10 protein-coding genes are annotated in these 16,739 nt (G+C 49.0%); 1 reads left to right on the top strand and 9 read right to left on the bottom strand.

What is annotated here, in order from left to right; translation table 11 throughout:
• Positions 1-22: 22 nt before the first annotated feature.
• The 4 genes from AAE250_RS14775 to AAE250_RS14760 all read right to left on the bottom strand — a co-directional run bounded on the left by AAE250_RS14775 (position 23) and on the right by AAE250_RS14760 (position 11,046).
• Positions 23-4,075, bottom strand: a complete 4,053-nt coding sequence (locus AAE250_RS14775) for a hybrid sensor histidine kinase/response regulator transcription factor (RefSeq protein WP_294598190.1) — start codon at positions 4,073-4,075, stop codon at positions 23-25.
• 164 nt (positions 4,076-4,239) lie between these two features.
• A complete protein-coding gene (locus tag AAE250_RS14770) occupies positions 4,240-5,763 on the bottom strand; it encodes a RagB/SusD family nutrient uptake outer membrane protein (RefSeq protein ID WP_294598170.1) in 1,524 nt (507 codons plus the stop codon).
• Between the two features lie 12 nt (positions 5,764-5,775).
• Positions 5,776-8,982 (bottom strand): SusC/RagA family TonB-linked outer membrane protein, encoded by a 3,207-nt coding sequence (locus tag AAE250_RS14765; RefSeq protein WP_294598167.1) that lies wholly within the window; start codon positions 8,980-8,982, stop codon positions 5,776-5,778.
• Positions 8,983-9,141: 159 nt separating this feature from the next.
• Complete coding sequence (locus tag AAE250_RS14760; RefSeq protein ID WP_294598165.1) at positions 9,142-11,046, bottom strand: hypothetical protein; 1,905 nt, start codon at positions 11,044-11,046, stop codon at positions 9,142-9,144.
• A 378-nt stretch (positions 11,047-11,424) separates the two neighbouring features.
• Here AAE250_RS14760 and AAE250_RS14755 point away from each other — a divergent pair, with 378 nt between their 5' ends.
• On the top strand, positions 11,425-12,777 hold the full coding sequence (locus AAE250_RS14755; RefSeq protein ID WP_294598483.1) for an MATE family efflux transporter: 1,353 nt from the start codon (positions 11,425-11,427) through the stop codon (positions 12,775-12,777).
• A 39-nt stretch (positions 12,778-12,816) separates the two neighbouring features.
• Here AAE250_RS14755 and AAE250_RS14750 read toward each other — a convergent pair whose 3' ends face one another.
• From AAE250_RS14750 to AAE250_RS14730, 5 genes are all read right to left on the bottom strand, one after another.
• Positions 12,817-13,098, bottom strand: coding sequence for a hypothetical protein (locus tag AAE250_RS14750; protein ID WP_294598163.1), 282 nt, complete (start codon positions 13,096-13,098; stop codon positions 12,817-12,819).
• Positions 13,099-13,205: 107 nt separating this feature from the next.
• Entirely contained in the window at positions 13,206-14,774 is a 1,569-nt protein-coding gene (locus AAE250_RS14745; protein ID WP_294598161.1) for an ATP-binding protein, read from the bottom strand.
• Between the two features lie 19 nt (positions 14,775-14,793).
• Positions 14,794-15,123, bottom strand: coding sequence for a type II toxin-antitoxin system RelE/ParE family toxin (locus AAE250_RS14740; RefSeq protein ID WP_294598159.1), 330 nt, complete (start codon positions 15,121-15,123; stop codon positions 14,794-14,796).
• Entirely contained in the window at positions 15,111-15,383 is a 273-nt protein-coding gene (locus AAE250_RS14735) for a hypothetical protein (RefSeq protein WP_294598157.1), read from the bottom strand. Before AAE250_RS14735 ends, AAE250_RS14740 begins: the two co-directional genes overlap by 13 nt.
• A gap of 205 nt (positions 15,384-15,588) precedes the next feature.
• On the bottom strand, positions 15,589-16,353 hold the full coding sequence (locus AAE250_RS14730; protein WP_342289146.1) for a DUF6261 family protein: 765 nt from the start codon (positions 16,351-16,353) through the stop codon (positions 15,589-15,591).
• Between the last annotated feature and the right edge of the window lie 386 nt (positions 16,354-16,739).

Below are 16,739 nucleotides of genomic sequence, written 5' to 3'. Positions count from 1 at the left end.
TGTATTTTAGACCTGGAACGGATTATTTACCAATATTCTTGATATATTCAGTGGGAGTCTGGTTGAATACGGACTTAAATACCTTGCTGAAATAGGCTGGGTCGGAAAAGCCCACTTCATAGGCCACCTCTGCAATAGTCATACCACCGGCACGAAACTTCTCCACCGCCATTTTCATCCGGATATTTACTATAAGTTTGTTTGGAGACAGATCGGATATTGCTTTTATTTTTCGGAAAAATTGGGTACGGCTCATGCCCAGTTCATTGTATAGCATTTCCATGGAAAGATTCGGGTCTTGTGCATTCTTTGTAATTAATTCCACCAGTTTTTGCATGAACGGGTCTTCTTCCGTGATTTCCTCTACAGGAACTTCTGCAGTTTCCAGTTTCCGGCAAAATAAGTCTCTTAACTTCTTTCTGTTTCTGATGAGGCTTTCTATTTTGGCTAATAAGATTTGCGCATTGAATGGTTTTAATACATAGTCATCGGCCAATGCCTGATAACCATCCTTTATATGCTCTTCCAGGCTTTTGGCAGTCAGCAATACGACAGGAATATGCGCTAACGTCATGTTGTCTTTCACGATGCGGCAGAGTTCTAATCCATCCATTACAGGCATCATGATGTCACTGACTATTAAATCGGGCATATACTCTTTGGCGATGTCTATAGCAACTTTCCCGTTGGATGCCTCCTGCACATTGTAGACTCTGGATAATTTGGAGACAATGTACTGGCGCATGTCCTCATCATCCTCTACTACCAGAATCCGCAGGCGGTTGTCTTGATCTTCAGGCATCTCCTGATGATAATCTGGGTCTACTGACCGTACACTGTTCTTTTCTACCTTCAATGTATTGGTAATGGCCTGATCGGTATAGATAACGTTGGAATTAGCATAATGCTCTTTTCCTAATTGCAGGCGTATAAAGAAAGTAGTACCTTGTCCGAGAGTGCTTTCCAGCCAGATTCTCCCGGAGTGTAGCTTTACTACATACTGCACCAAATTAAGTCCGATGCCACTGCCGAACATTTCGTTTTTGTTCCCATTTCCTATCTGGAAGAAAGGATCAAATACTTTGGACTGGTTTTCTGGAGATATTCCTTCACCGTGATCTTTTACTGAGAGGATGACCCCGTCTCCCTCAACGGTAGAAACCAACTGTATTTTGCTCCCTCTCGGTGAATGTTTGATTGCATTTGAAAGCAGGTTGAATATGACTTTGCTCATTAAGTCTACATCTACCCACAAGTCATTTCCATAGTAGTTGTTGGAGTACGAGATGGTGAGCTCATGCTTATTCAGCAATTCCGAGAAGCTGTCTATTTGTTCGGATATGAATACAGGTACATTCAAACTGCTCAACTTCAGTTGCATGGATCCATGCTCTAATTTGCGGAAGTCCATAAGCTGGTTGACTAACAATAGTAGCCGGTTGGCGTTCTTTTGTATTTGCTTCATCGGATACTTTAAGCCGGAAGGAAGTTGTGCGTCGTTTACAATGTCATCAACCGGTCCGGTAATTAGGGTCAATGGAGTGCGCAGTTCGTGAGAGAAATTAGTGAATAGTTCTATCCTCATCTGATAGTTCTTCTCGATGTTCTCCTTCTCTATCTGTTCTATCTTCTGTTTGTATTTAGCCGTCTTCTTCTCATAAAAGTAGCGGGCCAGTACGCTTAGAAAGATAATGATAAACAGCACATATAGGGTTTTGGCCCACCATGTGGCCCAAAGTGCGGGGTGTACGGAGATGGGAATTGTTGTTTCCACTATGCTCCAGATACTTTCGTTGTTGCATGCCTTGATGCAGAAGGTATAGTCTCCTGCCGGAAGGTTGGAATAGATCACTTCGTTGTTTTCAATAAAGTGCCATTCCCTGTCGAGCCCCTTCAGTTGGTAGGCATATTTGTAACTTTTGGGAGAAATAAAATCGAGTGCTGAGAATTTGATTCGGATGGATGAATTATCATAAGGCAGGTCGACTCTTTCTCCACTTTCAAAGTTGTTTATTTCTATATGTCCGGGTGCATTCTTAGCGTTCAACGATTCTACTAATGATACCTGTACGAATGGGGCGGTCTCCGCATCATGTGCCAGAAGAGTTGGGTCCAGCTCTGCCAGACCATTATTGCCACCGATATAAATGTGTCCGTTGCTGGCTTGCAGCATTGATTTATGTGAAACTTCGTTCAAAGGAAATCCATTTCCACGGGTAAAGTTCACAATGATTCCGTTGGACTTGATCTGCGACAATCCGTTGATGGCAGCTATCCAAATGTCCTTACTCATACTATCTTCCAGAATGCCGCAGATTGAATTATGCACCAATCCGTTCTCCTTATTATAATGATATATTTCCTGCTTTTCAAGATTACATTTATATAGACCGTTGTCGTATGTACCAATCCAGATATTTCCCGTTTTGTCTTCGTAAAGCACACTTATGTTCTTGTCGTTCAGTTCTTCAAAAGCTGTTCGTTCACCTTTGAAGTAGTGTTCCGCTTTCTCCGGTTGATACTTGAATATCCATATTCCGTTAGTACGGACTCCTACTATCATGTCATTTCCGTGGCGCAGAATATCCTGGGTAAGCATGTAGCGTGTGGTGGCATTGTAGTTGGTAGACAGATTCCGGTCTAACTTCTGGGATTTTTCATCCCAATAAGATAAATCGTCTTCGGCTATCCATAAGTGATTTTCAGCATCCCTTGCCATGGCACGTATTTGCTCTTCGCCAGACATGGAAGTAATTACTTTAGCGATAGACCGTGTTTTCAAGTTGAGTGAATATACTCCCATATTTAGGAAATAGAGGTACAGTTCGTCTTCTGAATTCTGATAGACGTAGTATAGGTCAGTATCATGTTTAGGAGAGTTTCCTCCGGATATAGTGACTTCTTCTATCAGATCGGGTTTCTTTAAATCCATTGTCTTCAGTCCCTTGCTGTGACCGATCCATAATTTCCCTTGCGATTCGGCCAATGAACCTACCACTTGGACTCCGACTGTCGGTTTGACTGAGGTTGTCAGGGAATGGTGGGTAAAGGTAAATAGTTTAGGGTGGTAATAGATGACTCCCTGGCTGAATGTTCCCATCCACAAGGCTCCCTGGTTATCCTTATAAACGGTCATCATACGCTCCCTTACGGATAAATGCTGATTTATTTCTGTGTAGAAGTGAGAGTGTGGGATGTCATAAGCTACCAGACCTCGGTCAGTGGCAATAAGTAGAGTGGAATCGTTATACTCCATGATGTCATGGATGTAATTACTTTCTATTGGAACATCCGGATCCACGGTGTATGAGATGGGACTCATTTCTTCTCGTTCAGGGAGGTACTGATAGAAATTTTTTAGTTCCTCTCCCAGCCAGATGCGTCCCCGGCTGTCTGTGAATCCTTTCATTAGAGAGAAACGCTTGTCATTCTTGTGCAGGATTTTGTAGGGCTCGGTTCTGACATCATAAAGTGCCAACCCTTGGTTTACAACATCCAGTAGCAGAGCGTATGGATTTGCTGCAGCCATCATGTGTATGTAAGTGTTGCGAAGGTCATTCACGCACGAACAGGTACCGTCATTCTTGAAAACATATAATCCTTGTTTGGTAGCTACCCAAATGTTTTTCTGGGGGTCTTCGTGCAGGCCGACAACTACGGAGGAAGGAAACTCTTTGCCTTCATACCGCTCTTGCAGGTTGATGAACTTTTCTTGCTGAGGATCGAAGAGGACGATACCGCTGAAAGTTCCAATCCAGAAAAGTCCGTCAGATAGTCGGGTGATGCTTACAATATCATTTGGTTGTTTCACCTCGTTGCTTGGCAGGTGATAATAGTTTTTTATTTCATAGCCATCCAGCCGGTTCAGTCCGTTCTTTGTGCCGACCCAGATGTAACCTTTTTCATCCTGGCAGATAGCCTTTACCGTACTGTTGGATAGCCCGTCCTTTACCGAGTAACTGTTTAGCGTCGTGTTCTGCGCAACAGCAGTGTCGATTCCTAAAAAGAAGATGATCAGGATGCATAGATGCTTGATGGTGTTTGGCATTGTCTTTAAGGTTGTTAAATTCAACATACTGATTCAGGCTATAAAGATAGTGTAAAACCAGTAAATGGTGAAAAAATAGTGGTCTTTTATTCCGATAATGGTTGTTTATAAAGAGATAGAATAATATAGGATAAGGGTGTGCCACACATGACACACCCTTACTGGTTATACATTCTCCCGTTTATCGGGTCTTAATATCCGTCATTCTGCCACATGATGGCTTGGTCGCCATAAGCATTAATTTCAGATTGCGGTATCGGAGCCAGCAAATTGCGCTTGTTCATTACGTACATAGGCGTTTGTGTTGCGGTGTTGAAACCTTCATTCTTCAGGGCGAAATGTTTCTCCATGGCTGTTTCTGCCAATCCCCAGCGAATCAAGTCCGGCCAGCGGAGACCTTCGTAACAGAACTCGACGAAACGCTCGTGAACGAGGTAGTCGAAAACGGCTTGCTTGCTGTTCAGGCGGACAGCATCAATTGCAGCCAGACCGGCTCTTTGGCGTACTTCGTTGATAATAGATAGAATTGCTGAAATATTTCCTGCATAATCCAACTCATTCAATGCTTCGGCATACATCAACTTCACGTCTGTATAGCGCAAGATAGGAATATTGTTTCCCCATTCATCAATAGCTCCGGGTTTTGTTCCACTGGCTTTCAAGAACTTTCGGGCGGTGTATTCATCCTCGTGCGGTTCATCCTTGTCATAATAGAGGTTATTTACCATGGTGGCTTCTCTGCGTATGTCACCCTCTTCATAAACGCCTTCGCCCCAGAGGCTTTCTGATACCTTGGCAGAACCGGAAGGACCCGAGAACGTGATGTTATGAAGGAACGGAGCATCCTTCTCCAGATTAATGAAAGATGGAATCATCATACTGCAGAAGCTTTGGCTGATGCCCAATGCCTTGCCGGTAGAACCGCCGATGTATTGTACTTCCCATACACGTTCTGACGTATTGTCGAATTTGTCGTCGAAACAATCTTCATAGTTTGCCGCCATTTTGTATAAGGAAGGTTCTTTGTCGACAACTAACTTTAGCCATTCAGCAGCTTTGGCAGCATTGCGCATATACAAATAGGTACGTCCCAACATACCGGCCATTGCATATTTGGTGACACGTCCTACTTCTGTACCGCTCCTTTTTTCGGGAAGTGCTTCGTAAGCCATTTCAAAGTCTTTGATGGCTTGTTGGAAGGTTTCCTCCTGTGTGGCACGTTTTACTTTGCGCAGTTCGGCCAATGAAAGGTCGGAAGTGATCAGAGGCGAACCTCCCCAACACCAGGCGAATTGCAGATAGGCCAGTCCGCGCATGGCATAAGCCTCTCCCTTGATATGAGTCTTTTGTGCTTCGTCCGAAAATGTCACGCGGTCGATGTTATCCAATACCTTGTTACTGCGTGCTACCAGCACCCAGAGAGCCTTCCAAGATGTCTCCCAAGTCTTCTCCGTAGACGTATCTGTAAAACGGGTGATATTGTTATTCATGTTCTTCACTCCGTCTTCTCTCAGTATGATTGCTTCCAGATAGTTGCGGTTGTAGATGGTTTGCAACTGCGAATAAACTCCGGCAATGGCGGCCTCGCAGTCAGCCGGGGTTTTATAGAGACTTTGGTCGGTGTAGATGGACGGCTGGTTTACGTCCAGATAGCTGTCGCAGGAAGAGAGTGTCCACAAGCAACAAACGACTACTATTTTAGATATTATCTTCATGATGGTTACTGATTAAAAGGTTACGTTAACTCCAAATATATATTTGCGGGACAACGGATAGGTATTATAGTCCGCACCTCTCAGCATTGGGTTGGTACTATAACTGTTTGTATCCGGATTGCCTATGTAATCGGTGAAAGTATGCAGGTTCTCGACTGTACCGTAAACCTTGGCTGCTTTTATACCTAAGATATTCAGACATTTCTTGGGCAGATTGTAAGCTAGGCTGATGTTCTGTATGCGTAAGAAGGTAGCATCAAAAATCTCCAAGTCTGTTCTGTGCAACTGACCGTCTTGTTCGGAATTATCGCCCAAACCGTAAGGAGCCGGAGTCTTACCGTCCCATGACATGTCTACGCCCAGTTCTGCAGGTATCGGATTGCCGTTAGGATAATCTTCCTTATAGCAATGCAACCATCTCTTCAGCGTATTGTTAGCTCCGTACTTGCCACCGGTATCCAGGTTACGGGCACCAATCCAAAGTACATTGCCGCCGATTTGTCCGCGCAGGAATACACTCAATTCGAAGTCCTTGTAAGTAAACCGGTTGGTGAAACCGAAGATAACGTCGGGTTCATTGGAACCGAAGGCTACTCTGTCATCATTGTCAATGGATCCACTGTTATCGGTATCGACGTACTTCACATTACCCGGTCTTTGCTTCTTACCTTTTACAATAGGTACGAGTGGCTTGTTCGGATTGTAACGTCCGTCGGCACCTACCTCGAAGTCGGCTTCCGTCAATAGCCCGTCTGTCTTATAAGCATAGAACTGTGAGATGGGGCCGCCTACTTTGGTGATGAACTGTGCATTCCAGGCATCGGTGATGATTTCATCGTTGCCTCCCAGGTCCAGCACTTTATTCTTGTTTCCGGAGAGATTCAGGGTGGTAGACCATTTGAATGCTTTCGTATTGATGTTCGTCGTTGTCAGGTCAATTTCCCAACCACGGTTCTCGATAGAAGCCAGGTTGGTGCGCATGCTGTTAAATCCGGTGGCTGCGGGCAGTTGCAGGTTATACAGCAGGTCGTCCGTGCGGTTGATGTAGTAGTCCACATTCAGTTGTATGCGATTGCGGAACAGGGACAGGTCGAAACCGAAGTCGAATGCTTTGGTTGTTTCCCATTTCAAGTCAGGGTTTGCATAGTTGGTGGGGTAGATGGCTATTTGTGAAGTGCTGCCATAAGCCACATTGCCTGTAGCAAACGTAGAAACATAGTCACTGTAGCCGATGCGGTCGTTTCCGGACATACCCCAAGAAGCGCGGAGCTTCAGCAGGGAGATGAATTTCACCTCTTTCATAAACTCTTCACTATTGATTTTCCAGCCGGCAGATACCGAAGGGAACATAGCCCAGCGATTGGAAGGGCCGAAGCGTGAGGAACCGTCGCGACGCAGGGAAGCCGATACCAGGTATTTGTCATCATAGTTGTAGCTTAAACGTCCGAAGAGGGAAGCTGTGCGGACAATGTTCTTTTCTGTACTTGCCTGACCTGGAGTGGCACCCTGATTTAAGGTCGGGACATTATCCAGCGGAAAGTCCGTAGCCTGCATCTTGGCTGTGTAGATACTTCGGTTCTCTATACTTTGTCCCAGCAAGATGTTCATCTGATGCTTTTTCCAAAGGACAAAATCATAACTCAATGTATTTTGCCAGCCGGTGCGGCTGCCTGAAATAACGGTACTTGTACCGGTGGCCGACTTAACAGAAGTTTTCTGTACGTCGAGTGGCAGGAAATATTCATCGATACGCGTATCGGAACTGTAGTTAAACATAGACTTGAAAGTCAGTCCGTTGATGATGTTGGCTTCTACCCAGGAAGAAACGTCGAAGTTCTTCATGTTCCGGCTGTCGGTTACTTGTTTCAGTCGTTCGTAGGGGTTTACGTCATCTTTTCTGAATTTACTGAAGCCCAGCGAACGAGTACCTTCGTCGATGCCGATAGTAGGTATCATGGTCAGGGCGGTCATGATGACTTTGTCCTTACCTTCGGATTCTCCTCTATCTTGCGAAGAAATGGTAGGAGCAAAGTTTACGCCTGCCTTGATATGTTTGTTGATGTTCATCGAAGCGTTGATACGGAAGTTGAAACGTTCGTATCCGGTGAATTTTACAATACCTTCCTGGTTCAGGTAGCCTGCAGAAGCGTAGATAGAATACTTGTCTCCCTTGCTTGAAACAGATACTTGGTGACTGTGTGTGAAGGCTGTTTGCAGGATGGCATCTACCCAGTTGGTCTGCGGGAGGTCGGAACGTAAAGTCCAGTCGGCTGTGTCGGAGTTCGGGTTCAGCAGCCAGTCGGGGTTTACACGGTCTCCACTGGGACGATTCTTATTGGGGGTATCCAGGGTGTTGTTACCGTCTTTCTGTAACCACATGGCATTTTTCAGATAGAGGTTGTAAGCCATCCATTCTTTGGGAGACATCATTTCGGGCAGGCCTACGGCATTCTGAAAACCTAAGTACGATTCCCACTTTACGGTAGGAGCACCTTTTTGTGCCTGCTTGGTTTCAATCAGAATTACACCGGCAGAACCGCGCGCACCGTAAATAGAAGTAGCTGCTGCGTCTTTCAGTACTTGTATGGAAGCTACGTCAGAGGGGTTCACGTTGCTCATGCTTTCCGTGATAACTCCATCTACTACAATCAGCGGATTGGAGGAACCATTGATAGAGCTGACGCCACGTACCGTGATCTGCATTTCTTCGCCCGGAATGCCGCTGCTGGTCTGTGTCTGTACGCCGGCCAACTGACCGGAGAGGGCATCACTCAGACTCGTCACCGGACGTCCTTCGATGGCATCAGAGGTCATTTTTGATACGGATGTTGTCAGATTGCTCTTCTTAACGGAACCGTACCCCACTACTACTACTTCGTCCAAAGACTGTGAGTCTTCCTCCAGCATAATTTTCAGGTTGGTGGCTCCGTTCAAGGCTACGCTTTTGTCCTTGTAGCCGATAAAGGAGATGACCAGGGTGGCTTTGTCACTTTTTACATTCAGCGTAAAGTTACCGTCGATGTCGCTGATGGTACCGTTTCCTGGTACGCCTTTTTCTACGATATTGGCGCCGATAATCGTTTCGCCCGTCGGGTCTGTTACGGTGCCGGTGACTTTTACTTGTGCCCAAGTAAAACTGCAGAAACATAGAAGGAAGAAAGTCAACCAGATCCGGGACTTCCCTTCCACACATTTCAAGAGTGTGATTCTGTTTTCCATAAATTAAATTCAATAAATTAGATACTATTCATTTTTTTGTCTAAAGCAAGCTTGTTTTTCGTTGGCAAAAGTAGCCGATGGGCTTTGGGTGAGCGTGGAAAATAGTTTCAAAACCTATGAAAAAGGTCTCAAAAGTCTGTTTTTCCAAGCTTTGGTACTTTATTCCAGCCGTATGCTCTTGGGGCCTTCCAGAGTGTGGAACAGAAGGAGGTTGCTGCCGGCTTTTTGCTCCATATACTTGCTTCGGGATATGTATGTTGTGTTTAACTGTACGGGAGTTCCGTTCAGTTTGTACTGTCCGTTGTAGGCCGTCTCGGGAGAGAAGAAGGTTAGTTCCAGCGTATCGCCTTGCAGGTTGGTGTAGGAGATGGCAGGAGTATCGCTTGTCTCATAGTCGGCGGAAAGGGTGAATCTGACTTTATTCCGGATGTCGGTGGCGAAGTTTTCCAATTCGGCTTTCAGGTTGCCTTGTGCATCTTTATATGCATCGGTAATTTCCGTGGTTTCCAATACCCAGGAACCTCGGCGCCGTTTCTTGTCTTTCAGTACGAGGACATCGTGGTCTTCGATGGCATATTTTCCGTTTGTGGTTTCGAACGTCCAGGCTTCGGGAGTACAGAAAGCAAACATCATAGAGCCGGTATGGCACAATATCCATTGCAGGCCATGGATGTTTTTCACCATTCTCTGTTTGATGCCTTGACGGCTGAAAGGTACGTACATCTGGTAGAAAACAGGAGTTGCCATGTAGTTCTTCGCTACATTATATATGCCGACGGCACTCTTCTCGTGTCCGAAGACACGATGATAGGGATTCTCGCCATATCCCAGTTTGTTCGATTTAGTCTGATAGATTTGGGGACGCTCGGGGTTGTCGTGGCATACACTGAACACGGAGGCTTCGGAGCAGTCGGACTGCCAGACAAGATGGATATTCTTGGTCTCCTTAAAGGCGTAGGTATACTGGAAATCTTTCAACTTGTCGGCAAAAGCCTCTACGGTTTGGGTAGACAGTCCGTAGTGGGAGCTTTGGTAGGTATAGCGGCAATAGTAATGCTTGCTATCTATGCGCAGGGCTTCAAAGCTGTAAGGGTATGTTTTGGCCCGGTTCAGTGCTTGCAGAAGGGAAAGTGGCTTTACGTTGCGCTGGTAGGCCATCCAGAAGTTGAAGCAGGCGAAGTTGTCGTGGTTAGGAGCTTCCCGGCAGATGATTCGTTCGTCCGGGGTACCATAGAACAACCAGGCCAGTTGAGCAATTTGTACGCCGGTACTCAGATTGCCGGTATACAGATTCTTCCAGCCTTTGCACCGGGGAGGGTTTGCGCAGTAGAGTCCCTGATTCCAAGGCAACAGCAGTTGTGCCACCATGTGGTGATAGGCAGCAAGGGCTGCTTTCTGTATTTCTTCGTCCTTGGAGAACTCGGCAAGCATCCGGACGTATTGGAGGTTTGTTCCCAGGTAGGTGAAAGCATCTGCTTCGCTACAATTATGGGTGATGAATTGGTGGAGGATACTGATGATTTTGTCGTGCAGGGCTTCTTTAAGCTGGGCGGAGTTTTTTCCGTCGGCATCTGTAAAGTCGGGCCATTCTTCGGCACAGAGCAGGCCGGCCGTCTGGTGCATAAGCTTCATGTTTAGCGTAATGCCGTCACGGGTGTATCGGCCCAGTTGCATAAAGGCTTTGATCTTTTCTTGCAGCGGGGCGGACATTTTCTCTTTAGTGAGCAAGTATCCGTGCATGGTGGCATGGGCAAAGAAATCCATATCCGAGCCGGAATTATAGAATGCTTCGACGTGTTCCAGCTGGTGCTGGTACATTTCTGTGAGTTTCTTCTGAGCTTTCTCTACTTCGAAGCCACGCCATAAGCGGGCAAAGTAGAAGGGAGATACGTACTTTATGCTACCGTTCTCCACCGGTTGAGTTTGCAGCATGTGGTCAACGAGTGAATGGCAGCGCTCTTCGTATGTAGAACCGTTCATAAAAAAGGTTTGTGCTTTGGCAGAATAAGTGAAAAGTATTCCGAGCAGGAGACAAAGAATGTGGTGATAAGATAGTGCTTTCATATTGTTCTATGTTTTTGGAACGCAAATGTAAGCGTGAAAGTATAGATACGCTATGAAAATCGTGTTCTATTTCTGCAAAATCATCTCTTTGGGAGAGATTTAACACTAAAGAAGCAGCGTAAGGACATTATTGCTTGTCATCCGTATCTCCCTTTGCTGTCATCTCTCCCCCTATTCCCTTCGATGCACAAGATGGCATCTTATGCTGCTCAAGATGGCATCTTATGCTACACAAGATGGCATCTTGTGCATCGAGGGGAATAGTGTTCAACACGAAAGCTAATAATGCTCAAGATGAAAGCCGATAGTCTTTTGCCGCTTCGGGATAAATGTGTACCTTTGCAGCCTCAAATGGATATAAAGAAACAGGTATTAGGTATGACAGGACAGAATACACCCACGGCGTTGGGTACGGAGAATATCGGAAAATTATTGATGCAGTATGCCGTTCCGGCAATCATCGCTATGACGGCTTCCTCCTTATATAATATGGTAGACAGTATTTTCATCGGTCACGGAGTGGGCACAATGGCCATTTCGGGATTGGCGCTGACGTTTCCGTTGATGAACCTTGCCGCGGCTTTCGGTTCGCTGGTGGGTGTGGGTGCGTCTACCTTGATTTCCGTAAAGCTGGGACAGAAGGACTATGATACGGCACAGCGGGTGCTGGGCAATGTCTTTGTACTGAATATCCTGCTGGGTGTGGCCTTTACGGTAGTGGTACTGGCTTTCCTCGACCCTATTCTTTATTTCTTCGGCGGCAGCGACCAGACGATAGGCTACGCGCGGGACTATATGCAGATTATCCTTCTGGGAAATGCCATCACTCACCTTTATTTGGGACTGAATGCGGTGCTTCGTTCTTCGGGTCATCCGCAGAAGGCGATGTATGCCACCATAGCTACGGTGGTGATTAATACGATCCTTGACCCTGTGTTTATCTACGGCTTCGGCTGGGGCATCCGCGGGGCGGCCATTGCTACGATTGTGGCGCAGATTATTTCGCTGGCATGGCAGTTCAAGTTGTTCAGCAACCGGGACGAACTGTTGCACTTCCATCGGGGCATCTTCCGCCTGAAGCGCAAGATTGTACTCGATTCGCTTGCCATCGGCATGTCTCCTTTCCTGATGAACCTGGCGGCTTGCTTCATTGTCATCCTCATCAATCAGGGATTGAAAGAGCATGGAGGCGACTTGGCCATCGGGGCTTTCGGCATTGTGAACCGGCTGGTGTTTATCATCGTCATGGTGGTGATGGGGCTGAACCAGGGCATGCAACCCATTGCGGGATATAACTTCGGGGCAAGGCAATACAAGCGTGTGGACCGGGTGCTGAAGCTGACGATTGTGTACGCCACGGCAGTGACTACTTTCGGTTTTGTGGTGGGCATGCTGGTGCCGGACTTGGTGGTTTCTATCTTTACTTCCGATCAGGAGCTGATCGATATTTCGGCTCGTGGATTGCGCATCGTGGTGATGTTCTTCCCGATTATCGGTTTCCAGATGGTGACGTCCAACTTCTTCCAGAGCATCGGGATGGCAGGCAAGGCTATCTTCCTTTCACTTACCCGCCAGATGCTTGTCTTGCTTCCTTGTTTGATTATTCTGCCCCGTTTCTTCGGTGTGGCGGGGGTGTGGTACAGTATGCCGGTCTCCGATCTTATTGCCAGCTTGATAGCGGCGGTGATGCTGGTGGGGCAGTTCCGCAAGTTCAAGCGGGCAGAGGGGTAATTCAAGCGGACGGAAGGGCCGTTTTAAGCGGGCAGAGGGTTAAGGATCTCTGCCGGTCTTTTCTTTTGCAGGGGTGGCACTGTCTGGCTCGGGGAGTTGTCCCGGCTCGGGGAATTGCTCCTTGAGAATTCTTTCTATGGTTTCCTTTTCAATGCGGAGATGTTCCATTTTGCGCGTCATGCGGTCCTGTTCGCGAAGCTGGTTTGCGATGGTACGGGTGTATGTCCGTTCGGCTTGTTCGTAGTGCCGGGACAGGAGGATTAAAGCTGCCAACGATAGGGCGGCTATAATCAATGCGATACATACGATATATTCCTTCATAACATATTTGTTTTAGGTAGAGTTGTTTTCTTGTTTTGCTTGTTTGCTGGGCAAACGGAAAACAATTCTATATCGGTATGTCTCGCGTTAGGTGCGGTGCGGGGTGGTTAGCCTACCACCCACTCGCCGATGTTCCTCTTCTCGGGGTCGAAGCTGACGCCTACCTTTACCAGTCGGCGGCCGTCCACGGTGTAGGGGATGAGGTAGCCTTTCTCGTCAATCTGCTGCAGGGCGGCCTGGGCGGTGTCGTGCAGCTTGAACTCGAAGACGTAGATGATGTCCTTCGTCTTCACCACGGCGTCCGCCCTTCCGTGCGAACTGCGCACTTCGGCGTCGGTGAACTGGCCCATGAGCTTGAAGATGATGAAGAAGATAATCTGGTAGTGCCGCTCGTTGTTCTCGCCCTGCAGTTCGTAGGAGTTGCCGGCGAAGAAGGCGCGCAGGCGGGTGAGGAAGGCGTCGACGTTGCACTCGCGCAGTTCTTTGACGAACTGGCCGATGTGGAATTTCGTTTCGTTCTGTGACACGGGGGTGTAGAAGGGGGAGGCGAAGTTCAAGAAGCCGTACTTTACTTCCTCGTTGGGGAAGCCTAGGGTGTAGGTCTTGAATTCCGGGTCGTAGTCCTTTATCGTCAGATACCCGCTCTGGTACACCATAGGCACGGGGTTGTCTATGTCGGCGCGGTCGTCTTGCAGGGAGGCGTAGCCCACTTGGATGCCGTCCATCAGCCGCAGGTCGAAGTTGGTCTTTTTCAGCATCTCGGCGAGGAAGGTGGGGGTGCCGCTGGAGAACCAGTAGTTGTCGAACATGCGCTTTTGCAGGGCGTTGAGCACGCTGAAGGGGTTGTACATCGGGGTGAACTCTTCGTCGGAGGTGAAGCGGTAGCCGTCGTACTGGCGGGTCATTTGTGCCATCGTCTCCTCGGCGCACAGCTTTTGCTTCTCCGACATGGCTGCGAGCTCGGGCTGGAAGGTGGCGACGATTTCCTCCTGCGTCAGTCCGCACAGGGTGTTGTAGTCCAGGTCGAAGCTGATGTCGTTCAGCTGGTTCAGGTTGCTGAAGATGCCCATCTGGGCGAACTTCGTCACTCCGGTGATGAAGACGAACTGCAGGTAAGGGTCGGCACTCTTCAGCACGGTATAGAAGGCGGTGAGCATCTCGCGGAAGTCATCTTGCAGGTCGGGGTTGTGGAAGTTTCGCAGCAGGGGCTTGTCGTATTCGTCGATGAGGACAACGACGCGGCGGCCGGTCTGTTCGCAGGCGCAGCGGATGACTTCCTCGAAGCGGCCGGAGTAGGTGATGCCGCGGCCGCCGGTGTGGTAGAGTTCTTCCCAGCGTTGCAGTTGGCGCTCCAGGATGTCGGCCAGGGCTTGGTGGCTGTCGTACCGTTCGGCGTTGAGGTCGAGGTGCAGCACGGGGTGCACGTACCAGTTTTCCTCCAGTTGCTCGATGGCGAGGCCGTGGAAGAGTTCGCGCTTGCCCAGGAAGTAGGCTTCCAGTGTGGATAGCAGCAGGCTTTTGCCGAAGCGGCGGGGGCGGCTGAGGAAGTAGGGTTTGCCCATGGTCACCAGTTGGTAGATGAGGGCGGTCTTGTCCACGTAGAGGTAGCCCTCCTGGCGGAGGAACTCGAAGCTCTGTATCCCGATGGGGAGTTTGCGTAGCGGTGAATGGTTCATAATCTGTATCTCCTTTCTGTTATTTCTTCCTTTTGCTCCGTATCCTCCGGGCTAACAGTTCGGGTTCGCGCCGGGTGTCCCAGAGGTCGACGATGTAGATAACTTGGCCGGCTATCCGATAGATTAGTTTGTAGTGCTTGTGCACTACTAACGAGCGGTATGGCAGGCAGCGTTCCTGAAGCAGCGGTTCGACGGCGCCCAGCAAGGGAGTGTTGCTCAGTGTGCGGGTGTAGTCTTCAATGCGGGCATTGAGGCGCTGTGCTGCCTGTGTGCCGAATTCTTCGGCTCCATAGGCGAGGACGGCGATGCGCTCCTGGTTGGCTCTTCGGCTCCATCTTACTTCAGCCATGGCAGTGCTTTTCTTACTTCAGCATTGGCTTCCTCGCAGGTCATCACTCGGTTGGCGGCGATGTCGGCTTCGGCTTCGTCGAGGCGGGTATTGAGTTCCTCCAGGGTGTAGGGAGGCTGGGAAGGAGCGGCTTTGGCGCTTTGGCGGGCAAGGCGCTTCATGTAGCGTTCCAGCTTTATCAGATACTCCTCATCGGTTGCGGTGAGAACGGTGCGGGCCATGGCGGCGCGGCGGGCTTCGGTGAATTCAAAATGGTTCATAATCTGTATCTCCTTTCTGTCGAGGGACAAAGATAAGAATTGTTTTCCGTTTTTCCAGTAAGTCAAAGAGCGAAGTTTAGCGGTTAGCGGTTAGTGATTAGTGATGAGCGGTGAATAAGTGATTAGGGGTTAGTGATTAGTGATTAGTGGGCTGCGCGGTCATCCCGCATGGTGCTAATCACTAATCACTCACCACTAATCACTCTCAAACCTTCTTCCCCTGATTCCTCATCACCATCTCATAATGTTCCGCAATAGCATTGGCCTGATTGATGAACGCGGTGACATCCGCCGTGCCTTCCAGCTCGGCCACGGCGTTGACGCGCGCCACAATCTGGTGGTGCAGTTCCACCACGGCGCGACGGGCGCTGTCCGTGCTCTCCGTGCCCGTTTCGGCGGCGCGGGTGGCGGAGGTGCCGGTGCGGGTGGTGATGGCGGACTTGAAGCTGTCGTTCGCGCCGGCCAAGGCTTCGAGCAGCGGCTGCAGGCCCAGCTTCTTCAGCGCGTCCAGGGCGGACTTCTCCTGGGCGGCGGAGAGGAAGCCGTCGATTTCGCTGGTCTCCTTGGTGTACTCGTCGTTGTCCAGGCCCTTGTAGGGGGAGATGAGGGCGAGGAGGACCTGCACGGCCGGGTAGAGCGAGTGGTCGGCGCTGAGGTAGCGCAGGTAGTAGATGGAGTAGTAGACGGAGCGCCACAGGGCGTCGCGGTTCTGGTCGGCGCGCTGGGCCTGCTCGGTTTCGGCGAAGCCGGTCTGGCGCAGGATGAGGCGTTTGAGGCGCTCGATGGCGTCGGCGTAGAGGGGGGCCAGGGCGTCGAGCTTCAGTTTCTCGGCGGTGGTGATGAGGATTTGACTGTACACTTCTTCGGCCATTTGGGCGAAGGAGGGGTTGGTAAGTTTGCTTCCTACGAAGTCTTGCATTTTGGTAGCCATAATTTCTGAGTTTTTATGGGTTTTACGATTCTTGTTCATTCGTTTTGTCCCGTTTCGTTGTGCGCGGGGGCGGGGCGCGTTGGGTTGGTTCCGATTTTTGCCGGGGGAGGCGGGGGAAGGTTCCTTTGGCTCCGATTTTTGCGGGGCGGGGAAAAGGAACGTTCGGCGGGCTCCGATTTTTGCCGGGGGAGGAAAAGGAACGTTCGGTTGGCCCCGATTTTTGCGGTTGGGGGAAAAGGAACGTTCGGTTGGCTCCCTTTTTTGCCGGGGGCGGAAACGGAACGGGGGCGGGGGACGGGGGCCGTCCGGCCTGAGGGGGTGGTGATTACTTGGGGTCATATCGCAATAGGTTTTAAAAAAGGGTTTGTAATTGGGGGTTAAGGGGTTGTAATCGGGTTTTAAAAGTTAGTAATCAGGTTGTGCGG

This window comes from Bacteroides sp. GD17 (genome assembly GCF_038448625.1).
In the GTDB taxonomy this organism is placed as follows: domain Bacteria; phylum Bacteroidota; class Bacteroidia; order Bacteroidales; family Bacteroidaceae; genus Bacteroides.
Note: the sequence above shows the minus strand (reverse complement) of the source record. Positions and strands in the feature narration are given on the sequence as shown.